25 protein-coding genes and 1 tRNA gene are annotated in these 20,471 nt (G+C 65.3%); 15 read left to right on the top strand and 11 right to left on the bottom strand.

From position 1 onward, the window contains the following. Nucleotides 1-243: 243 nt before the first annotated feature. Nucleotides 244-726 carry a VanZ family protein gene (locus EXE47_RS09150; RefSeq protein ID WP_394348128.1) on the top strand — a complete coding sequence of 161 codons (483 nt, stop codon included), beginning with the start codon at nt 244-246 and terminating at the stop codon, nt 724-726. A gap of 12 nt (nt 727-738) precedes the next feature. Here EXE47_RS09150 and EXE47_RS09155 read toward each other — a convergent pair whose 3' ends face one another. After that, a complete protein-coding gene (locus EXE47_RS09155) occupies nt 739-2,631 on the bottom strand; it encodes a bifunctional UDP-sugar hydrolase/5'-nucleotidase (protein ID WP_089308078.1) in 1,893 nt (630 codons plus the stop codon). A 275-nt stretch (nt 2,632-2,906) separates the two neighbouring features. On the opposite strand from EXE47_RS09155, the gene EXE47_RS09160 reads away from it, so the two are divergent. Together EXE47_RS09160 and EXE47_RS09165 are read left to right on the top strand one after the other, a co-directional pair. Beyond that, complete coding sequence (locus EXE47_RS09160) at nt 2,907-4,001, top strand: archaeosine biosynthesis radical SAM protein RaSEA (RefSeq protein WP_089307568.1); 1,095 nt, start codon at nt 2,907-2,909, stop codon at nt 3,999-4,001. Between the two features lie 264 nt (nt 4,002-4,265). Then, nucleotides 4,266-4,469: a hypothetical protein gene (locus EXE47_RS09165; protein WP_086215585.1), complete on the top strand. Its 204-nt coding sequence runs from the start codon at nt 4,266-4,268 to the stop codon at nt 4,467-4,469. Between the two features lie 27 nt (nt 4,470-4,496). Here EXE47_RS09165 and EXE47_RS09170 read toward each other — a convergent pair whose 3' ends face one another. Next, complete coding sequence (locus tag EXE47_RS09170) at nt 4,497-5,246, bottom strand: 5-formyltetrahydrofolate cyclo-ligase (RefSeq protein WP_137708207.1); 750 nt, start codon at nt 5,244-5,246, stop codon at nt 4,497-4,499. A gap of 86 nt (nt 5,247-5,332) precedes the next feature. Here EXE47_RS09170 and EXE47_RS09175 point away from each other — a divergent pair, with 86 nt between their 5' ends. Together EXE47_RS09175 and engB are read left to right on the top strand one after the other, a co-directional pair. Beyond that, nucleotides 5,333-6,028: a DUF4013 domain-containing protein gene (locus EXE47_RS09175; RefSeq protein ID WP_137691087.1), complete on the top strand. Its 696-nt coding sequence runs from the start codon at nt 5,333-5,335 to the stop codon at nt 6,026-6,028. Nucleotides 6,029-6,081: 53 nt separating this feature from the next. Continuing rightward, nucleotides 6,082-6,702, top strand: coding sequence for a GTP-binding protein EngB (engB, locus tag EXE47_RS09180; RefSeq protein WP_049929379.1), 621 nt, complete (start codon nt 6,082-6,084; stop codon nt 6,700-6,702). 492 nt (nt 6,703-7,194) lie between these two features. On the opposite strand, the gene EXE47_RS09185 is transcribed toward engB, so the two are convergent. After that, nucleotides 7,195-8,241 carry a hypothetical protein gene (locus tag EXE47_RS09185; protein WP_137708208.1) on the bottom strand — a complete coding sequence of 349 codons (1,047 nt, stop codon included), beginning with the start codon at nt 8,239-8,241 and terminating at the stop codon, nt 7,195-7,197. Between the two features lie 59 nt (nt 8,242-8,300). Further along, on the bottom strand, nt 8,301-9,008 hold the full coding sequence (locus tag EXE47_RS09190) for a DUF1405 domain-containing protein (protein ID WP_094552592.1): 708 nt from the start codon (nt 9,006-9,008) through the stop codon (nt 8,301-8,303). Between the two features lie 112 nt (nt 9,009-9,120). Here EXE47_RS09190 and EXE47_RS09195 point away from each other — a divergent pair, with 112 nt between their 5' ends. From EXE47_RS09195 to EXE47_RS09235, 8 genes are all read left to right on the top strand, one after another. After that, the gene (locus tag EXE47_RS09195; RefSeq protein WP_094582827.1) at nt 9,121-9,744 is read left to right on the top strand and encodes an FxsA family protein; all 624 of its coding nucleotides are present in this window, start codon (nt 9,121-9,123) and stop codon (nt 9,742-9,744) included. Between the two features lie 104 nt (nt 9,745-9,848). Next, nucleotides 9,849-9,922, top strand: a tRNA-Ile gene (locus EXE47_RS09200). A 175-nt stretch (nt 9,923-10,097) separates the two neighbouring features. Next, nucleotides 10,098-10,337 carry a hypothetical protein gene (locus EXE47_RS09205; RefSeq protein ID WP_137708209.1) on the top strand — a complete coding sequence of 80 codons (240 nt, stop codon included), beginning with the start codon at nt 10,098-10,100 and terminating at the stop codon, nt 10,335-10,337. Nucleotides 10,338-10,661: 324 nt separating this feature from the next. After that, entirely contained in the window at nt 10,662-10,964 is a 303-nt protein-coding gene (locus EXE47_RS09215) for a hypothetical protein (protein WP_199237882.1), read from the top strand. Then, nucleotides 10,961-11,437 carry a hypothetical protein gene (locus EXE47_RS09220; RefSeq protein WP_137708212.1) on the top strand — a complete coding sequence of 159 codons (477 nt, stop codon included), beginning with the start codon at nt 10,961-10,963 and terminating at the stop codon, nt 11,435-11,437. The genes EXE47_RS09215 and EXE47_RS09220 overlap by 4 nt, the downstream gene beginning before the upstream one ends. Then, the gene (locus tag EXE47_RS09225) at nt 11,434-11,796 is read left to right on the top strand and encodes a hypothetical protein (protein ID WP_137708213.1); all 363 of its coding nucleotides are present in this window, start codon (nt 11,434-11,436) and stop codon (nt 11,794-11,796) included. Before EXE47_RS09220 ends, EXE47_RS09225 begins: the two co-directional genes overlap by 4 nt. After that, nucleotides 11,793-13,409 carry a hypothetical protein gene (locus tag EXE47_RS09230; protein WP_137708214.1) on the top strand — a complete coding sequence of 539 codons (1,617 nt, stop codon included), beginning with the start codon at nt 11,793-11,795 and terminating at the stop codon, nt 13,407-13,409. Before EXE47_RS09225 ends, EXE47_RS09230 begins: the two co-directional genes overlap by 4 nt. 435 nt (nt 13,410-13,844) lie before the next feature. After that, nucleotides 13,845-14,066: a hypothetical protein gene (locus EXE47_RS09235; RefSeq protein ID WP_137708215.1), complete on the top strand. Its 222-nt coding sequence runs from the start codon at nt 13,845-13,847 to the stop codon at nt 14,064-14,066. Nucleotides 14,067-14,226: 160 nt separating this feature from the next. On the opposite strand, the gene EXE47_RS09240 is transcribed toward EXE47_RS09235, so the two are convergent. Next, the gene (locus EXE47_RS09240) at nt 14,227-14,853 is read right to left on the bottom strand and encodes a DUF3267 domain-containing protein (protein ID WP_137708216.1); all 627 of its coding nucleotides are present in this window, start codon (nt 14,851-14,853) and stop codon (nt 14,227-14,229) included. A gap of 208 nt (nt 14,854-15,061) precedes the next feature. On the opposite strand from EXE47_RS09240, the gene EXE47_RS09245 reads away from it, so the two are divergent. After that, nucleotides 15,062-15,829 carry a hypothetical protein gene (locus EXE47_RS09245; protein ID WP_137708217.1) on the top strand — a complete coding sequence of 256 codons (768 nt, stop codon included), beginning with the start codon at nt 15,062-15,064 and terminating at the stop codon, nt 15,827-15,829. A gap of 34 nt (nt 15,830-15,863) precedes the next feature. Here EXE47_RS09245 and EXE47_RS09250 read toward each other — a convergent pair whose 3' ends face one another. The 6 genes from EXE47_RS09250 to EXE47_RS09275 form a co-directional block, all read right to left on the bottom strand. Further along, on the bottom strand, nt 15,864-16,262 hold the full coding sequence (locus EXE47_RS09250) for a hypothetical protein (protein WP_137708218.1): 399 nt from the start codon (nt 16,260-16,262) through the stop codon (nt 15,864-15,866). A 189-nt stretch (nt 16,263-16,451) separates the two neighbouring features. Then, nucleotides 16,452-17,543: a hypothetical protein gene (locus tag EXE47_RS09255; RefSeq protein WP_137708219.1), complete on the bottom strand. Its 1,092-nt coding sequence runs from the start codon at nt 17,541-17,543 to the stop codon at nt 16,452-16,454. After that, nucleotides 17,533-18,303 (bottom strand): hypothetical protein, encoded by a 771-nt coding sequence (locus EXE47_RS09260; RefSeq protein ID WP_241997569.1) that lies wholly within the window; start codon nt 18,301-18,303, stop codon nt 17,533-17,535. The genes EXE47_RS09255 and EXE47_RS09260 overlap by 11 nt, the downstream gene beginning before the upstream one ends. After that, nucleotides 18,300-18,872, bottom strand: a complete 573-nt coding sequence (locus tag EXE47_RS09265) for a hypothetical protein (protein ID WP_241997570.1) — start codon at nt 18,870-18,872, stop codon at nt 18,300-18,302. Before EXE47_RS09265 ends, EXE47_RS09260 begins: the two co-directional genes overlap by 4 nt. Nucleotides 18,873-18,874: 2 nt before the next feature. Then, on the bottom strand, nt 18,875-19,054 hold the full coding sequence (locus EXE47_RS09270) for a hypothetical protein (protein ID WP_137708220.1): 180 nt from the start codon (nt 19,052-19,054) through the stop codon (nt 18,875-18,877). Between the two features lies 1 nt (nt 19,055). Continuing rightward, a complete protein-coding gene (locus EXE47_RS09275; protein WP_137708221.1) occupies nt 19,056-19,448 on the bottom strand; it encodes a hypothetical protein in 393 nt (130 codons plus the stop codon). A gap of 138 nt (nt 19,449-19,586) precedes the next feature. Between EXE47_RS09275 and EXE47_RS09280 the strand changes: the two genes are divergently transcribed. Then, nucleotides 19,587-20,471 carry an IS1595 family transposase gene (locus tag EXE47_RS09280; RefSeq protein ID WP_137708222.1) on the top strand — a complete coding sequence of 295 codons (885 nt, stop codon included), beginning with the start codon at nt 19,587-19,589 and terminating at the stop codon, nt 20,469-20,471.

Here is a 20,471-nt window from a genome sequence, read left to right on the forward strand (position 1 = left end):
TTAGTTGTTGACCTCCGTACGAAACCGTAAAGCGTTACAAAAGTGAACGCCTCGGAGGTGCGACGTTTATCAGTAGCCCGAGCGTTCACCGCGCGAATATCCGGAGACTGCGGCGCGGTGTGAGAGATTCACAGCGTCCGGTAGCGGCGTAGTGTAAACGACCGGTTTCGGTCGGTCTTACGGGTCGGGCGCCGAATATCGCGAAGACGCAGTCCATAATTGCCGGCGACTCGAAGCACGACCGTGACCGACCGAGGCAGACGGGGAGAGGCGACCGCTCGGCGTCCGGGGGAGATCAGGCGCCGCTTAGGGTCGATCAGGCGTGAGCGAGCGAGGGCGTTCGGGTTCGCGCTCGCCGTGTTCGTCGCGTCGGTGGTCCCGGTGCCCGGATCGTCCGGCGGGGGCGAGAGCGCGCTCGGCGGCGTCCTCGACGCTCTCCCCGCCGAAATCGGACTCACCGATCCGTTCCACGTAGTCGGGTACGCGGTCCTCGCCGGCCTCCTCGTTCCGACAACGGGGAGACGGCGGGTCGACCCCTTCCTCGCGGCCGCCGCCGCGGTCGCGTTCGGGTTCGGCATCGAACTCGTCCAGGCGCCGATCCCGTGGCGCTCCTTCGCGTGGGGGGACGCCGCGGTCAACGCGGTCGGCGCGGTCATCGGAGCGGCGATCGCGGTCGCCTGGGGGCGCGGACCGGAGACGGCGGGCGACCGCGACGACGAGCGCTAAACCCGCCTGCGTTCAGCGTCCCGGCGGACCGGCGCTGCCGAGGCCCCGACCGCGGCGGCGCACGGTCGCCGACACGTCCGCGTTCAGCCGAGAGCGTTCGAAGTAGATGTGGTCGTACTCGCTAGACTCGTACTCGGCGTAGATGTCGAGCGCGACCTCGTCGCCGTCGTCCGCGTCCTCTATCGTGTCCGCCAAGTTGCTGTCGTCGACCCGGACGACGAGAGTCTCGTCCTCCTCGTCGAAGACGACCTTCTCCGCGTCGACGTGGTCACCTTCCGGCGTCCACACGGCGACGGTGTCCTCGGCGACCGACTGGACGTCGTCGGGCGCGTCGAACTGAGAGACCACCTTGCCGTTCCCGTCGACGGTGACGGCGGCGTCGGGCAGGTCGCGGTCGACGCGCTGCATCCGCCCCTCGACGGTCGGAGCGATGGTATCTTTCTCCTCTAAGTAGTTCACGACCGTCGTCGCCTGGAGTTCGCCGGTGTCCTCGACGGGCTTGTCGTCGAGCGGGTAGCTGCTCCCGCCGTTTGCGATGAAGCTGTTGACGGCCACTTCGTACGTCTCCTCGGGGTCGAGCGGCTCGCCGTCGACGTACACGTCGCGGATCGGTTCGTCGGCGTCGTTGTGGGGGACCCACTCGAAGCGCAGGCCGCTGGTCTGCTGAGAGATCTCTTCGCCGAAGTTCTGCCCGGTGTCGCTCTCCAGCGTGACGACCTGGCTCTCCAAAGTCTCGACGAGCTCCTCGCCAGTGAGCTCAAGCGAGACGACGGTGTTCGGGAACGGAAGCGTGTTGAAGATGTCTCCGCCGGTGATCTCGCCGGGCCCGTACACCGAGTCGGAGCGGATGCCGCCGGCGTTCGTGATCGCGACGTCGGCGTCGACGCGCTCGCGCATCGCGTCGGTGACCACGTTTCCGTAGTTCGTCTCGCGGTGGTAGTTCGAGCCGAACGTGGCGTCGAGCGGCGTCTCCGTCTCCACGATCACCGAGTCCAGGCTCACCTCTCCGCGGTACTCGTTGATGATGTCGGACGCGGTCGGGTCCTTCTCGATGTCGTCGGTGACCTCGATCAGCTCCCCGTCGAACGCGGTGACCTCGCCGCCGTCGATCGTCAGTTCGATTTCGCTGAGGTAACGGGCGCGGGCCCGAGCCTCGGAGACGATCGATCCGTCGACCTCCTCGGGCGGATAGAACTGCTCGTCGTCGCCGACGACGATCGCGTCGATGTCGTCGTCCGCGTCGGCCTCGGCGAGCGCCTCCGCGTCGCCGATGCCCGTGTGCGCGAGGGCGACGACGGCGTCGACGCCCTCGTCCTCCTTGAGCCGCTTCGCTTCGGCGGGGCCGGTTTCGGTGTACTCTTCGAGGGTCAATCCTTCTTCGTTGAATTTGATGTTCGTCTTTCCGAACGTCGCGCCCTCGTCGACGAGTCCGATCAGACCGACCTTGACACCGCCTCGCTCGACGATTCGGACGGACTCCGTTCCGTCGAACGCTTCGCCGGTCTCGCTGTCGACGAGGTTCGTCGCGAGCCACGGGAACTCGGAGTCGGCCGTCACGTCCGAGATAGGGTCGAGCCCGTAGTCGAACTCGTGGTTCCCGATCACGTCGGCGTCCGGCTCGACCTCGTTGAGCACGTCCACCGGCGCGCGCCACTGCGAGACGGGGCTCAGCGCGTGCGGCCCCACCTCGTCGCCGCCGCCGACCACGACGACGGGCCCGTCGGCCGCCGCCCGGCGCTGTTCGATGAGCGTCACCAGCCGCGGGAACTTCTTGTCCTCCGCCGCAGCCGTCTGAATGTCGTTGTACGACAGGACTGTGAGCGTCGTCGCGCCGTCGCCGTCGGCGGCCGTCGCCGATCCCGAGACGAGCGACCCGCCGAGTACGATTCCACCCGCTCGCAACACGTCACGCCGTCCGTAGTCACGGTCCCGTGACATCGAATTATTTCACTTAGTGATGTGTATAAAATCTTTCTATGAAATAGTATATATTTATCAATTCGCGATGTTTGAGAATCTTTCACAAACAACCCTTCTGAGACGGGTCGGCGAGGGACTCGACCGCGGTGGGCGCGCGGAAGAGTGTCCCCGCGGGCCAGACGCGATCACACCCGCAGCGACGCGCCGGCCGTTCCCGCGATGACGACACCGCTTTACGCGCTCGCCCGCTTCCACCGACAATGAGCCAGCCGAGCCCCGACGCGTACGAGCAGGGGCGCGGGATGGACGCGCACAACGCCGTGATGCGCGACATCCGCGCCGAGCGCTCGGAGACGTACGACCCGACGGAGCCCACCCGCGTCTGGATCGACGAGGACAACACGCCCGACGGCGTCGTGAACTCCCTCACGATCATCCTGAACACCGGCGGCTGTCGGTGGGCGCGCGCCGGGGGCTGTACGATGTGCGGGTACGTCGCGGAGTCGGTCGAGGGCGGCAGCGTCGCGCACGAGGACCTCATGACCCAGATCGACGCGTGCCTCGATCACGAGGCCGAGGAGGCCGACGAGCCGGCCGAGCTGATCAAGATCTACACCTCCGGCTCCTTCCTCGACGAGCGCGAGGTCCCCGCGGAGACGCGGCGGGCGATCGCCGAGACGTTCGCGGACCGCGACCGGATCGTCGTCGAATCGCTGCCGGACTTCGTCGACCGCGAGAAGATCGCCGACTTCGCGGACCACGAGATCGCCACCGACGTGGCGGTCGGGCTGGAGACGGCGACCGACCGCGTCCGTCACGACTGCGTGAACAAGTACTTCGACTTCGCCGACTTCGAGGACGCCTGCGCCGAGGCGGCCGCGGCCGACGGCGAGTTCGCCGCCGACGTGGGGATCAAAGCGTACCTCCTGATGAAGCCGCCCTTCCTCGCGGAGCCCGAGGCCGCCGCCGACATGATCAATTCGATCCGGCGCTGCGCGGCCGTCGACGGCTGTCACACGGTCTCGATGAACCCGACGAACGTCCAGCGGTACACGATGGTCGACGAGCTGTTCTTCGAGGGGGGCTACCGGCCGCCGTGGCTCTGGTCGGTCGCGCACGTACTGGAGGAGACCGCCGACGTCGACGCCATCGTCGTCTCCGATCCCGTGGGGCACGGCTCCGACCGCGGCGCGCACAACTGCGGCGAGTGCGACGACCGCGTCCAGACCGCGATCAAGGACTTCGACAGGCGGCAGGACCCGAGCGTGTTCGAGCAGGTGTCCTGCGAGTGCGAGGCCACCTGGGAGTACGTGATGGACGAGGAGACGAGCTACAACATGCCGCTGGCGCGGTAAGCGCGGTCGGCGCGTCGACCCAGAGCGGGCAGGGGAGCGCCCTCGCGCGAGCACAGCCCCCGCCAAACTCCCGGACGCGACCCGCCGATCCCCCGCCGGTCTCCGCGGAACGATTGTGAACGATGCCGATCAACATTTTCCTCATTTAGTAAACGTACGGCCTAGAATATTCGGAAGCGAGTCACAAATCGGCGTGGTAAAGTCGATCATACTGAACGATCAGGTCGAACAAGGCCCTTATACCTCGGACCCGTACAGTAGAACATGAACGCAGACGCCAGCGGTTCCCCGCCCTCCCGCGGGAAGTCGGTCCTCTTCTGTCCGGAGTGTCGCTTCGAAAGCCCCCTGTCGGACGGGTGGCTCGTCGTCAGTGACGGCGACGAGCGGACGCTCGTCTGTCCGAAGTGCGGCCACGTCGCCGACCACCGGTCGGCGCGATCAGCACCGACGCCGCAGCACGCCGACTGATTCCCGCGGCGAGGGTCGCAGCGGTCGTTATCCTTCTTCCGGCGCCCGTTCCGCGAGAACCGGTATCTCGGACAGCTTCTCCGCGTCGAGCGCGTCCCAGTCGACGCCGTCGGGTCGCGCGTACGCCGTCTCCGTCCGGAGCGCTCGCTCCGGTGTGACGACGAGGTCGAGCGGCACGTCGTGAGCGTCGGGCTCCTGGAGGTCGACATCGGCTCCGACCGCCGACTCTGGTCCGTCGAGGACGGAGAGCTCGTGAACCGTCGTCGCGACCGTCGTGTCGTCATCCACGGCGTCGAGTTCGCGGAGCACCGCCCACTCCAGGTCGCTGTACCCCTCGCCCTTGCCGACCCGGGCGCCGCCCGTCGTGACGCCGACGGAGCCGACGACGATCAGGTCGACGCGCGCGACGCCATCGGGCGCTGTCGGCGTCCCGTACTCGGAGATGCCGGAGACGGTCGTCGCGTCGTCGATCTCGTCGGGCGGGATCTCGGCCGGATCGAGGCGGAGGAACGGGTTCGGGTCGCGGAGCCGCGGCTGCGCGACGTAGACGGTCTTCCCGGCGCGGAGCGCGGCCCGGCGGACCGGCAGCTGCGGCGCGTCGGGGTTGGCCTTCAGCGTCGCGGCCGACTCCCACGCCTCGGTCTCCGCGAGCCGCGTCGCCGCGGCGTCCGCGCCGGCGAAGTTCGGGATCCGGTCGTGCGGCGGGAACGGGAACCGCGCCTGATCGCCCTCGTCGAACGCGTCCCACACCGCCTCGCGGACAGCCTCTTTGTCCATGGGAGTCGGTCGGCCCTCGCGGACAAGTAGTCGGCGACGCGGCGAACGGCGGGGAGTTATATACCCGATCGCCGTCATCACGGCGTATGATCGAAGACGGACTCTCCTATCCCGTGCGCGGCGACTGGGTCGGGCGGATGGTCGTCGGCGGCGTATTGGGGCTGCTCTCGGTGTTGGTGATCCCGACGTTCCTCGTGTTCGGATATCTCGTGCGGGTGCTGGAGCGCACCGTCGCGGGGGACGACGAGCCGCCGGAGTTCGACGACTGGGGCGACCTGCTGGCGAAGGGCGTCGTCGGGGCGCTGATCGCGCTCGCGTACTCGGTCGTCCCGGTCGTCCTCTACGTGGTCCTCGTCACCGTCGTCGCCGGGATCGGGTCGGGCGTCGGCGGCGATCTGGGTGCGCTCATCGGGGTGACCGGCGCGCTGCTCGCGCTGGCGTTTCTCCCGGTGCTGCTGTTCGTCTACTACGCGGTCCCGGCGGCCCTCACGGCGTACGCGGTCCGCGGCAGGGCGGGCGCGGCGTTCGACGTCGACCTGCTCAAACCCACGCTTTTCAGCGCCGACTACCTCCTCGCAGTACTGGCACCGATTCTCGTCGCGATCGGGGTGTTCGTCGTCTCCGTCGTGCTCCTCGTGACCGTCGTCGGGTCGGTGCTCGTCCCGTTCGTCCAGTTCTACGGACAGGTCGCCGTGTTCCGGATGTTCGGCGCGGCGTTCGCGGACCGGACCGACGGGATCGACGCCGGGAGGGAGAGCGTCGGCGACGCCGCGACCGCCTGAGACCGCGCCGCCGCGACGCGCCTTTTAAACCGCTCTACCGACCACGTACGCGTATGTTCGAAGACCGGCCGGACCGCGACGCCGAGGTCGTCCTCGTGGGGCGCTCGAACGTCGGCAAGTCCACGCTGATGCGCGAGCTGACGGGCCACGACTTCTCGACCGGCGGCAAACCGGGCGTCACCCGCCAGCCGAACCACTTCGACTGGGCCAGCGAGAGCTTCATGTTCACGGACCTACCCGGCTTCGGCTTCATGTCCGGCGTCGAGGAGGAGCACCGCGAGCAGATCAAGACCGACATCGTCCGCTACCTAGAGGACAACGCGGACTCCATTCTCGCCGGCGTCGTCGTGATGGACGGGAAGGCCGCGGTCGACATCATCGACCGTCACGCCGAGCGGGGGAATATTCCGCACGACGTGGAGATGTTCGGGTTCCTCGAAGACGTGGGAGTCGAGCCGATCATCGCCGTCAACAAGACCGACAAGATCGACGACCTCGACGAGCGGCTCGACGCGATCTGCGACCGGCTCGGCCTCTACCCGCCGTGGCAGCAGTGGTCCGACCGCGTGGCTCCGATCTGCGCGAAGCGCGGCGACATCGAGGCGCTGGAGGAGTGTCTCCGAACGCGCTTCCACGACCACAACCGCGACGACCTACTGAAATTCGTCTCTTAAGTATCGGTGTGAGACGGTGGAGTCGGTTGCGCAGAGATTTCAGCCGAATTGGTACAATCGGCCAGCTGTGGATCGGCGGAAAACACCTCCAGACCCCAGTCGCTCGGCTGTACCTGACTGACGAACGATCGACGGTGAACAGCTCCAAAGCCCCAGTCGCGAGGGCTCGGTGCGCTCGCTGTCGTTCGAGACGCCGGAGGCGTCTCGTGATAACGTGAGAGCTTCGCTCTCTCGAACCACGCTCCTCGTCGCTCGCTTCACTCGCTCCTGCGGTGCTCGCGTCGCGCGCCTTCGCCCTCGCAACTATCCATTTGAGTCCCACCCCGCAACCGCACCTCACGCCTCTCCAGCCTCGTCGGCCTCCCTCCGCTTCGCTCCGGTCGACCGACTCCCTCGCGCGTGCTGCTCGGCCGCGGAGCGGCCTCGCAGGCACGCGCCACCGCGAATTTGTTTATAAACTACCGCGTCAGTGCCCGGCTCGAATCCCTCGCTTCAGAACTCGAAGCCGACCGCGTCATCGCTCGGGCGGAGCGGGCTCTTCGGGTACGGCGGCTCGGCGTCGGGATAGTTGTACGCGCGCGGCGCCACGTCGTTCGGCCCGCCCGAGTAACAGAGCGCGGCGAGCGTCTGGATCGCGGTGCGGCCGCTGGCGAGTTCGAACTGGCCGCCCCCGTACATCCGGATCCCCTCGCGCTCGCAGTATGCGATCGTCTCGAACAGCGATTCGAGGGTGCCGAACCGCGAGGGTTTGATATTACACCACCCCGGCTCGACGGGGAGCGATTCGAGACTCTCGACGCCGTCGACCGGGTAGTCGAACGAGAGGCGGTCAGCCTGCGGCTCGACGAGCGCGCTGGTCGCGGGCGTGAACGCGGGGTCCTCCACGACCGCCGCCGGGAACGCCGCGAACACGTCGCGGTACAGCTCCGGGTCGGGCTCGACGTCGACCTCGGTCCGCTCGTACCACCCCTTGAGGTCGAGGACGCGCACGGCGTCGGTTTTCCGGAGAGTTTCGAACGCCGACTGCGGCCACTCCGCGGTGGGGTCGAGCTTGAACTCCAAGTCGGCGTTGCGCGCGAGCAGTTCCTCGACCCGGTCGGTCGACGGGGGATCACCGAGGCGAGTGGAGACGACAAACCGAACCGAATCGGGGTCGACGCCGAGCCGGTCGCCCAGCGTCTCCTCGCGTTGCCGGAGCGCCAGGTCGAGCGCCGCGCTCTCGACCGCCCAGCGCCGGTAGTTGCGTGCGGTCTCGTTCTCGGGCGGCGTTCCGTGGAAGAGGTCGATCTCGTTGAGTCGGTCGGAGAGCGCGTCGATCGTCCACTCGCCCTCGATGTCGATCGGGTCGGTCCCGGCGAGCGCGTCGTGGTCGGCGGTCTCGTAGGTCACGTCCTCGCCGCGCCCCACGACGCCGTCGCCGGAGAGCCGGTACTCCGTCGTCGTCCGCTCGAAGCCGCTCGTCGTGTCGGCGACGTACCGCCGGCGGGCGACGGACTCGATCGTCACCGACATGTCGGCGATCCGCTCGTAGTGGCTCATAGCACAGTCGAAGCGGGCCGATCACTTAAATCGGTGAGCGGGAGGTGGCGTCGGACTGGCTACGTCCCGAGGTCGCCCGCGCGGCGTCGGAGCGTCGCGATACGGGTTCCGAGCGTCCAGAACAGCGGGATCACGGTAAGTACGACCGCGCCGGCGGCCGCGACCTGAAGTACGGTCGTCGTGAACCACGGCTCGCCGTCGGCGTACGGCAGCGCGGTGTGTGTCACGTCGCCGATCACGGGGACAAAGTAGTCCATCAGCAGGTCGACGGTGTACCACGCGGTCGCGATCGCCACCGCGCGGAGCGGGAAGTCGGTGATGCGGTAGAGGACGAACGCCTGGACGACCATCGCGAGGTGGCTCACGAGCAGGAACGCGTACAGCCCGGGGCCGTTGACCGCGAGGAACTCCGGCCAGAAGACGACGAGGACGTACGGGGTCCACAGCCCGAGCTTGACGTTGCCGAAGAAGGCGAGCGCGGCGAGGGTGTCGCTCGACCGCCCGAGCGCCCACGCGCCGAGCGCGAGCGCGATGAGCAGCGTCGCGCCGGGGCTGTCGGGGATGAAGAGCCACATCTCCATCGGGAGGGCGCGGAACTGGAACCGGTAGTACCAGAAGCCGAACGCGGTGCCGACGAGGTTGATGACGACGATGACCCACGCGAACCGGAAGGCGACGTCCTCCAGCCGTTTCGGGAGCGGCGCGACCCACCGCGGCAGCGACTCGCGGTCCGGCGGGTCGCGTCCGAGCGCGCCGACGATGTCCATACCGCGGGCTCGGACCGGGCGGGCAAAGCGGTGGCGGTCGCGGTGGACGCGACCGGCGATGCGGGCGACCGCGACGAAAAGGGCTATGCGTGCCCGGCGGGAAGGCGGGGGTATGCGCCCGCGAACGCTGCTCGCGCTGCTGCTCGTCGTCCCCCTCGTGGACGCGCTGTTCCTGATCGTGGTCGCGACGCGGCTCGGGTGGGCCGTCACGGTCGCGCTCGTCGTGTTGACGGCCGTCCTCGGCATGCTCCTGCTGCGCGCCGAGGGACGCGCGACGCTCGCGCGCATCCAACGCAAACTGGCCCGGGGCTCGCCGCCGACCGACGAACTGCTCGACGGCGGGCTGCTCATCGCCGCGGGCGCGTTCCTGCTCACGCCGGGGCTCGTCACCGACGCCGTCGGGTTCCTCCTTGCCCTCCCGCTCTCGCGGGTTCCGATCCGAATGGCCCTGAAGAAGTACGTCGTCGTCCCGTACCTCGAACGCGAGACGGACGGCTTCTTCTCGGGGAACGTCTACGTCGGCGGCTTCCCGGGCGACGGTGAGGGCGGGTTCTCGATGGGCGGCGGCTTCCCCGGTGGTCCCGGGAGCGACCCCGACGGGTTCGACGGCGGCAGCGGCACGGACGCCGACGAGAGCGTCGCAGGGAACGCGGGCTCCGGTGGCGCGTCGACGGACGACGACGTCGTCGACGTGGACTTCACCGTCGAAGAGGAGGAGCGGAAGGGAAGCGACTGACGGCGCCGGGGTCGCGATCCCCCGTGAAACCGCCACACGGCGGGGCGGCCTTCGAAAGGAAACCCTTAAAATCCTACCCGCGCAACGACTGAATGCGCTCACCTGGGCCAATAGCTCAGTCAGGTTGAGCGCTCGGCTGATAACCGGGAGGTCCACGGTTCAAATCCGTGTTGGCCCACCTTAATTCAACTCGGGCTCCGCCCGAGTAAATTGGTGGGCTGGGACTCCCCAGCCACCCAATTTCGGTCTTCTACACCCCTAGAGGCACCGCTGGCGTGTCTTGTCCGGGCAAGAATTAAGCCGGTAGTCACCACCGTCCCCCGATCCGCGTTAGCCGAGGTGGTGTCGGCGTGATGTTGCTCCGATCTCACAGTAGCCGGAGCAACTGCCTTCGCTGCGACGCCCACGTACCCGTGGACTTTCGTCGCGTCCACGGCGACGAGGACGACCGCGCGCACCGCTGTCCCGAGTGCGACTCGTGGGTGCGAATCTGCGAGGGGAGCGCAGCTGGGAAAGACGTCGACACACCGGACCCGCAGACGAGTCCCGCTCGCAACGCCGGCGAGCCGTGGAACGGAGGGCTGTCGGGATGAGCCCGTTCGTCCGCGCGAGCCGGCTCTACGACCCGGCGCAGGGTCCGCGGTCGCACGTCCGCGACGCCGCTCGACTCCGCTGGGAGCGGGACGCCGAACGGGGGCGATCCGCGTGAGCGATTCATCTTCCCGCCGAGAGCGACCGCGGTCGGAGTCGCCCTGGTACTGTCCCGAGTGCGAGCTGTGGGTCGGATGGAAGCTCGACGAGTGCGCGACCGGGCGCCACGCCCGTCCGCGTCTCCCGCTCCGGTGGGACGACGTGCGAAAACCGGCGTTCCGGGTGACGCGCCGCGATCGCGTCCTCGCGAAACTGAGGTGGTTTCGGTGAGCGATCGCGGCGGCGAGGTCGCTGCGATCTTCACGTCGCACGGCGTGCTCGACGCGACGACGACGATCCTCGCGGCCCGAGCAGTCGGTCCAAACGCCGAAGCGAACCCGATCGTCCGCGAGTTGCTCGCGCTCGGTGAGCTGCCCGCGGCGGTCGCGATGCTCGCGGTCGTCGGCTTGTGTTGCGGTGCGTGGCCGACGGCCGCCGACGCGGTCGACGCCCCGACGTGGGTCGGGTTCGGGATCGCGACGATCGGCGCTGCCGTCGCCGCGGTGAATCTGGTGGTGGTGTTCGCGTGAGCCGTGCGAGCGGTCCCGTCTCGTCGAAGCGAGCGGGAGAGAACGCCGAGGCGGCGGTCCTCGAAGCAGTCGATGGGCTCGCGTACGTCCCCGACGACGAGACCGAACACGTCGACGCCCGCGCCGCGACGCTCATCGTGCCGTCGGGGTCGCTCCCGTTCGTCGGGATCTGCCTGCTCGAAGTCGGCTCGCTCGTCGAGATCAAAAGCGCGATCCCGCGGCTCGCAAGCGGTCGCCGGGGGCGGTTCTACCTCCGGCGTGAGCAGCACGAGCAGCTCCGCGACGCCGGCGGGAGCTACCTCTTCGCGGTGTGCGAACCGCGACCCGGCCGCGACCCGGTCGCGATGAAGGTCGTGCCCGCGACGGTCGTCAACGACGCGATCACCGGGTGGCGCTCCGGCGGAGACGACCGCCCGGAGTGTTCGCAGGTCGCGTGGTCACGGATCTTCCACCCGAGCGAGGTGGAGCCGTGAGTTCCGCAGCCTACGGACTCCGGCGGCCCGCGGCGCGCTGGGAAGGGAGCGAGAAGTACGCCGCGTGTCCGCGGTGTCAGGAGGAGGTGACCGAGACGCTCGGGGCGCCGGCGGTCGCGACGCTCCGGCTCGCGAACCAGAACCCGACGCGTGTCGACGGTGACGCGATCAACGCCCGCGGATACACCTGCGACGCGTGTCGGTACGTCCTCGCGATCGCGCCCGAAGCCGCGATCGTCGACGTCGACGATCCGACCGACGAGTCTGACCGGGCGCCGTGGGTCCGGCTCGGTGCGGTGTTCGTCGACGGGTCGAAGCGCCCGATCGTGGTTCCGCGTCGCGAGGTGCGCTCGCGATGAAGGCCGTCGAGACGGCCCCGCACGAGTACATGGCGAACTACGTGTACTCCGGGCTCGGGGCATGGTTCGGCTCCGCGCGGCTCGTCGACGCGACCGGAAGCCGGCGCGGGAGCTTCACGCTCGACGGCGAGAAGTGGCGCGTGACGCTCTCCTATCAGGAGTCCGGGCTCGCGCCGCCCGACGGGGGCGAGACGCCGGACGGGACGCGCGTCGACTTCGACACGCTCCGGGAGTTCCGGCTGAACGCGGTCGCCGACGACGAGGTCGGCGAGCGGAAGGTGAAGGCCCTGATTCAGCCGCGGTGGCGCGGGCTCGAATCCACCGAGGGGAAATCGGTCGCGCGGCCGATGTGGGATCTCGGCGACGCGGTGAACGTCCGGGTGAACGCGTCGAACGTCGAGTTCGACGAGGTGGAAACGGTCATCCAGCGCGCGGCAGGGGCGGTGACGCTCGATCCGATGTACTTCGAGAGCCGCAACGACGAGTACAGCGTCGTCATCGACGCGGCGCGGTACGTCCGGATCGACCGGGACGTGTCCGGCGCGATTCACTCCCGCGAGGGCCCGCTAGCCCGGATGGGTCACCTGCTCGAAAGCGACCGCTCCGGGTACCGGAAGGTCGTTCAGGACGACACCGAACGGGCCGGGTACTACCACACGGTGACGCTCGGGCCGAAGCGGATCCGCGAGGCGTTCCCCGACCACCGGATCCCGAAGGAGTTCAAGCACTACTACGCGCGAAACGCCGAGTCGCTCCCCGACGAGCACCCGCTCGCGCACCCGAAGGTCGAGGCGTCGTATCAGTCGAACCGGTGGGACGAGACCCTCCGGCCGGTCGACCACGCGGCGATCGCCGACGAGCTCGAAGAGGCGATCCTCGCGACCCTCAACGAGGCGGGGCTTCCCACGCAGCCGCTCGACGACGACGGACCGGGCGGCGGTCGCACGTTCGTCGAAGATACGTACTTCGAGGCTGAGACCGTCGACCGCTCTCGAGTCCTCCCGCTGAACTTAGAGCGCATCGAGAGCGACCAGCGGAACGTGGTCGTGCGCCAGCTCGCGGACGGGCTCTCGCCGGTCGAGTGGGACTCGCTGAAGACGCTCGTCGCGGATGGCGGCGACGTGTCGCCGGCGGAGATCGCGGACGAACACGACTGGCACCCGGACAGCGTCCGGCGTGGTCTCCGAAGGATCGAGGACATGGTCGTTCGCGAGCAGGGCTCGGTGGCGTTGCGGTCGCACCACGTCGCCGAGCAGGTCGTTGAGGCGCTCGACGCGGCGCGTGAGGGCGTCCGGAACGCAATGGGGGCCGCGGCGAACGCGGTCCAAAACGCGGAGCGCGAGTCGCTCGACGAGCGGACGGACGAACTGATCGCGTTCTGCCAAGCAAACGGGATCCACATCGACGAGCGCGAGGCGCACCTCCGGGTGCGGATGGGGAACCTCGCCGACGAGTCCTGGTCGGAGCTGGTGACGCGGCTCAAGCGGTACTGGGTCGGTGCGGGTCGCGATCCGGAGCGCCTGAAAGAGGCGGTGTCGCACTACCGCGACGCGTCGGGTCCGAAGATCCGGCCGGTGCGGAGCGCGTGGGGGAAGGGGCAGACGCTCCGGTAGCGCGGCCCCTCGTGAGTGGCAACACTATCCAGATCCTCTTTTCCCGGCTGTTTTCGCCCCGATCAACCCTCTCGACCGGGAGGTTCGCGACGATCTCGACCGCAACACAAGCGCGATCTCGGTCTCGACGACCTGCTCGTCGACGCCGAACCGACACCGGGGGGTCGGTTGGCGGTTAGGGGTGTGGCTAAGGCCACACAGCTAAGGTACCACCACCGTTTTAACGAGATGGGCCGCGCGCCGATGGCGCGCTCGAAAATTTTAGCCCTGTTGAAAGTCGCAAACGGTGATATATTCTTAGCATTCTGCCGAATGTAGGGCGCGTATCTCGCACAGAAGCTCTTCAGAAGACGAACTGTTCGGATCGGTCAATACAGGTGACATACCTATCGGTACTGGGGAACCGTTTTGACTGCGAGAGTCGTTAGTACACGTATGTCGACAACTATCAGAACACCCGACGTTGACGAGGTATGTGTGTACTGCGGGTCACGTATCTTCGACCACGATCCCATCTGTGTCCGTGACTGTACTGATGACTGTGGGTCAGCAGAGTACTTCTGTAACCACGCCTGTCTCTCCGCTCACATCGATGAGGAAGATCTCACAACGGGCGATGCGTGTGAATGGAATCCTGACGGAAACAACTGCTGCTAACCCGAAACGTCAACAGATACGCACGTTCAACTAACGGGTGATCCATCCGATTTGACGCGAAATAAGCGAAGCCCTTGTGCCGGCTTCATCTTCTGTATCTCGCACCAGTTTTTCAGGGTTTTGACAGAGCCATTGGGTCATAGCAATTGAACCTTGTACATCACTCTGGTTCGTAAATAAAAGACCGAGGTATACCGTTCTCGTGGGTATGATAAATGACAGTCCCGCTGGGCCGTCGAAACAGCGTTATAAACCCCTGAATATCGCCGCTCGCAGACACCGTGTTGACCACAAAAATACCAGCAAATAGGACGGTGAAGAGTTGATTTGGAATCAGATAACTAGCACCAAGTGAAACTGAAGAGATAACCATTAGCGGTGATATGAGACTGATTAGGTTATGATTACGCTCTATCATCTGTTCCTCGATTAGTGCGTATGAGATTGGGACTCCATAGTTGATCTCAGCTGAGTACCCGAAGTACTTCATTACGGCTTTATGTACATGCTCGTGGAGGATCACCGTTCCAAATGCGATGATGCTGAACCCACCAAACACCAGTACAATAGCAGATAATGCTGAATTTCCGCTCATCGAGCCTATGACACCCGCGACCAACTCCGCGTCAATCGGAATTAATCGAACCACTCCCACAAATAGTACGACTGTGAGGAGTAGGTTAGCAACACCCGTAGATGTAAGGAATGTTCTCTTGAGAGTTCCTGCCTCTTCATACTCATCTGGCTCTTGATATCCTGGCGGAGGATCCGGTATGGAAGTGCTCATTAGTAGGTATAATACATCTATTTGTAAATATAATATTTATCATCAATTTCTTGTGCCCTTCTGTCTAGCAAATGACTCACATCTGTACTGAGCGATTCATGAGTCCCCTATACTGAACACGAGAGCCCGGGATGTACCATCTGTTGAAGATTTCAACAGAGCCACTTACCCTTATACTAGGACGGAGGATATATTAGACACATCATATATGTGGAGCAAGTACGATTTTGAATTCATTGAAGCTCTTCATGAGGAAGTCGCCGAAGACTACTCTGAAACAAACCACCCGCACGGCGAACACGCTCGGGTACTTCTCACCGCCACACAGAACCTCCACGACACTGACACCGCCCTACGACACCTACACGGCGATGTCATCGGCGATGAACACAAAATGCAATTGTTCTATCTTCGGAGAGGGATCAGAGCGCTCTTTTCAGTATACCACGCCGTGAAATACCACCACTATAGCACGGCATACTCTCGGATCCGTGTACTGCTTGAATTGTACCTTGTGGTTAGAGAAATGAATCGGAAACAGGAGAAGACAAAACAGAAGTTCCAGGATGCGCGATTGGAGATCAAGGAGAACGAGTACGATCCGTTTGACTCTCTCCCATTCTCAGATTACGTGGACGGGCTTCGACGACATCTCCTCGGTACACTCACAGACGAATATGAGTCGCTAGATACCCTAATCGGACGACTTAGCGACTTCGGTGCGCACCCCACTTCGATTAAAACGCCACAGAGAGAACTGGAACATATTGATATTCTTGAGGAGAATGTGCTCGGCTTCGCGCTCATATTTACATTTGGTCTCGCCGCGCAGTACACCCGTACATTCAGAGGTACTGCGATTGAACGCACTATACGGGAGGATATGGATGCGGTATTCGTTGCTGTGCTGTGGCAAGTCGGATCATTACCCGAGTTTTTTGAGGAGGATTTGGAGTTCGGATCACAGATCGGGTAACAATGACGCTTGGTTAGCTAATCTGGATTTGTGCTTAAGACCGAAGATGCCCAGCAGAGATCTGGGCCTCGTGTGAGTGACTACGGTAATGCGTTTCTCCCGGATTCGTCCAGTTCATGATCTCTAAGTCCCGAGCGCGGACCGTCCGTGACGACACCACCGTAATCTCCCGCCCCTCAGCCCGATACCATACGAGCGCGTACCCGCCGTCAGCGTCCCCGAGCGTCTCGTGCTGGTCCTCCCAGAACTTGAACGTCGGTCGAACGCCGTTCACCATCGACCCCTTCACGTCCCACGGGCGGCCGTCCTCGTCGGTCGCGTCGAACTTGAGCCCGTCAACGACCGGATAGTCGAGCGTGAGCGGGTAGCGGTCGGTCGCCCACAACTCGACGAGCTTCCCGTACCGACCGACGATCGCCGGGTCGTAGCTCACGACGATCCTCGTTTGGGTTGCGGTTGGTCGCTGCGACGATCGCCGTCGACGAACGAATTTCGACCGAACCCCGGCCGCGCGGCCCCCCGCGGATTCGGACCCCCCGCCGCGATCGCACGCGTATAAACAGAGGTATGCGCCGGGGCGGGCGGGTGAATGAACGAGCGAATCCCCGCCGCGTCTATCGATTCACGCGGCGGCATCGTTCACTACCTCGCCGTACTCACCGTTCCTGTATTCAGCCATCCGGTCGGAGACCCACGCCGCGGAGTAGCCGACGAGATCGCCCGCGTCGGCGTACGTCATCCCGTGATTTTCCACCGCGCGGATCGCCTTGCTGATCGCTTCCTCGCGCCGGACCGAGTCGGCGTCGACGCCCTCGCTCTCGTCGTCCTCGTCGACGAGCTCGATCGCGAACTCGCTCGGCTCGTGTTCCGGATAGTTCGCCGCCGTATCGGTCAGGCCCTTGTAGTCGCTCCCCTCTTCCCAGTCGTCCTTGCCGCCCTCGCTCTCCAAGAGGCGAGCGCGACCGGGGTCGGACCGCGAGGGCTTCTCGATCGCGAGCGACGCGACCCGGCGGATCGACTTCGCCGTTTTCGTGCGCGTATGCCCGACGAGCAGGACGCTCCCGCGCTTCGGATTCGGCCCGTGTTTGGACTCCTTCTTACGGATGAACAGCAGCGAGTCCGAGAACTGCTCGGCCGCCTTGTTGCCCGAGCCGAACCCGGAGAGCTCCTGCGCGATCTCGTCGAGGACCGCCAGCACCGGCCCCTCGATCTCCGCCATCGCTTCGAGCATCTCACGGTCGGAGCGCACGACACGGTCGAAGCCGTCCCACGACGTGTTTCCGATGAGCGCACCGCCGGTCCGGATCTTCCACGACATCGCCACGTCGAGCGTGGTCGCGGTCTTGCCCGAGCCGGGCGCTCCGAACACGAGTCCGATGGCACCCTCGTGCGCGAGCTCGCCGGCGGCGTCGCGGTACAAGTCGCCGCCTTCGCGCTCCTGTCCGGTGAGGCCGGTCGCGCTCTTCATCTGCGAGACCGAGCCGTGTCGGACCGCCTCGTCGATCGTCTCGGTCGCGGCGTTAGATATGATGAGCCGACCGATCCGCGTCTCCTCGATCGGCTCGTCGAGCAGACCGTCGTAGTAGTTGAGGACCGCGAGCGTCCGCCGGTCGTCGACGAGTCCGGCGTACCCGCGGACGTGCTCGCCGGGCTCCTCGCCCCGGAGCGCGCTCGCGAGCTCGGCCGCCGCGTACGCGCCGGTCTTATCGCTCATCATCCACCTCCAGCGCCTCGGTCTCGTCGAGCAGCTCGAAGCCGATCGTGTCTCCGTGGCCGTTCCGCTCGGTGTCGATGTCGTCTCCCTTCATGCTCTGTGGTTTCAGATCGTCCGGTAGTTCCTCGTCGAGAATCGCCGAGACGGTCGCGCCCTCGTCGTCGAACGACGGGGTGAGCGTCGGGTCCAAAATCGCCTCTTGGTCCTTGAGCCGACGCTTGTCGAGCTTCCGCGCGATCGATCGGAGCCGACGCTTGAGACGCCGGGCTTCCTGTGCGTCCGGCTCGAACTCCTCGCGGAGTTCGGAAACGGCTTCGAGCGCGTCGACCACCTGGACGTTGCCCGCGAGTTCGGAGCCCGCGACGGACTCACGCCAGTTGGCGACGGCGACGTTGTCCTCAGGCCGGTACTCGCGGCATTCGTAGACGCGCTTCGCGACGGGCCACTCGAAGAGGCTCCCGGCGTGGATGTCCATGTCCGCGAACTGGTCTTCGGAGAGCTCCCACACCTCCCCGCCGGTGTCGTCGTTCGCCTCGAACGCGACGAGATAGATCCCTTCCTCCTCGGGAAGCAGGTCGACCACGTAGCCGCCGGCGACGTACCCGCCGATAGCGATCGCGACCGCGGCGGTCACGACGACACCGGCGCCGTCGATCTCCCACGGGTACGGATACCGACCGGTCTCGGCGCCGGCGACGAACAGCAACACAAGCCCGCCGGCGAGGATCGGTCGCTCGCGCGCCGCATCGACCGGATTCATAGCACCCTCTCGACGGATTTCTCTTCGTCCTCGCGGCGCTTCTTGACGACGCGGAACGTGAGTCCGGCGCCGCCGACGCCCGACAGGAGGATAAGGATCTGGGCCCGCTCGTAGCTGATCGGCGGTCGGTCCGGCGTTGTCTGTCCCGTCGAGACGTACGCGAACCGGTTGTTCGCGATGCTGCCCGGCGTGGTCATGGTCACGGCCGCCTGCCCGGCGCGGAGCGGCACCGAGACGAACACCTCCGTCTGCCCCTGCGGGAGCCGGTGCTGGTAGATTCGGCCCGAGCCGGAGCCCTCGCCGAACTGGACCGCCTCGGTGAGCGTGATCCGCGTCGACTCGTCCGTCTCGAAGAGCAGTCTGAACCCGCCGCGGTCGCGGTCGTACTGCCACTCGACGAGCCGGGTGTCGGCGTCGATCTCCTGGGCGTACGTCTCGGGCTCGCCGACATCGACGGACGCGTTCGTTTCGAGTCCCGGTCCGCTTCCGTTGCTCTGCGCGGCGGCGCCGCCGACCGCAACACAAGCCGCGAGGCTCACCGCAACACAAAGAATCAGGATACGGCCCACGGTCAGACCCCCGGAATGAACGACCGAATCGTCATCTCGATCCAGTTCACCGCGAGGCCGACCGGGTCATAGCCGAGCGCGACCATGACGATCCCGATCGCGACGATCGCGAACCCGAGCTTGAGAATCGGCTCGACGGCGAAACTGATGATCGACAGGTACGGCGCAAGCGGGTTCACCATGCTAGGAGTCCCCCTGCGTGAAGAGCGCGTACACGACGCCGCCGCCACCGAGAACCGCGGCGATCACTCCCGTGTTCGGACCGCCGCCAAAGAAACCGGCGCCGGCTCCTCCCGGGGTCGATTCTTGCGCTTCCTCTTGGAGTCTCCTCTTCTCCTCTCGGATCTGCGCTAACTCCTCCTCTAACTTGCTCACGTCCGAAGTTTGGTTGATATTCGGCTCGGGAGAGACATTATCCACCGCGTTACCATCGGAGTCCGTCGCCTCTAGGACGGTGAACGGTTCCACTAGCTGAGTGAAATCCGTGGTTCGCTCTCCCGACTCAGTGTCTACATACTCATAGGAGGCGTATATCGGGGCATCGAAGTTGTCGGGGTCGTATGTCTCTCCGACCACGAATCCCGTGGGGTTCCCCGCATCGTCCTGCGGATTCGCGTTCGTGTACGCTCTTCGGAAGCAGATTGTTGGTCAGGTAGAGCTGTCGCTGTGAAAGCGTAGCGGGCAAGGGTGACGCGAACGCGTCACCCGAACGCAATGTTCCCATTTGAATTGCTGAGCTCAGAGGCGAGCGCCGCGAACCTGCTGGAGCAGGTTCGCTGGCGCGAGGGCCTCTGTTGCCCGCGCTGCCGGTCTGAATCGGTGATCAAACACGGCAGCTATCGAGAGTACCAACGGTATCTCTGTAAGGATTGCGACCGCACGTTCAACGACAAGACCGGCACGATCTTCGCGCACGCGAAGATCGGCCTCGACAAGCTGTTGTTCGCGTTCTACTCGTTCCTCCGGTTCAACACGAGTATCCGCCAGCTAGACGCTGAAATTGACGTTTCGTATCGCTCGCTCCGCTGGCGCGTCGAGCAGTTCGCCAGAACGCTCGACGCGCCAGACATCTCTCTGGTTGGCCCGGTTGAGATCGACGAGTTCTACGTCTCTGCCGGGAAGAAAGGCCGCGAGCGCGACCGAAAGTCGCGCTCGCGTGCCCTCTCGAAACGCGGACGAGGAACGTATGAAGCGGACAAACCCCCGGTGTTCACGCTCGTTGATCGCGGCACCGGTCAGCGGTACGTCGTCCCGGCGAAATCCGCCGACGAAGCGACGGTGCGACTCCTTCTCGACAACCACAAGAAGGAGTCGCTAACCGTCTATACGGACGGATTTCGGGCCTACGATCCGCTTGAGAATGACGAGAACTTCCACCGAGAAGCAGTTATTCACGGTGACGGCGAGTACGTTGATGGAGACGCGCACGTGAACACGTGCGAGAGCCACGCGTCGCTGGCGCGACGGTGGCTCTCGCCGCATCGAGGCGTCTCAAAGGACAAACTGACAGCGTATCTCAGGCCGCTCCAACTTCGGCGACGAATCCTTCGCAAACCGGGACGAGAAGCACTGAAACAGATTATTCGAGAAGTTCTCTGA

The organism is Halorubrum sp. GN12_10-3_MGM (assembly GCF_005435235.1).
GTDB classification, from domain to species: Archaea; Halobacteriota; Halobacteria; order Halobacteriales; family Haloferacaceae; genus Halorubrum; species Halorubrum ezzemoulense.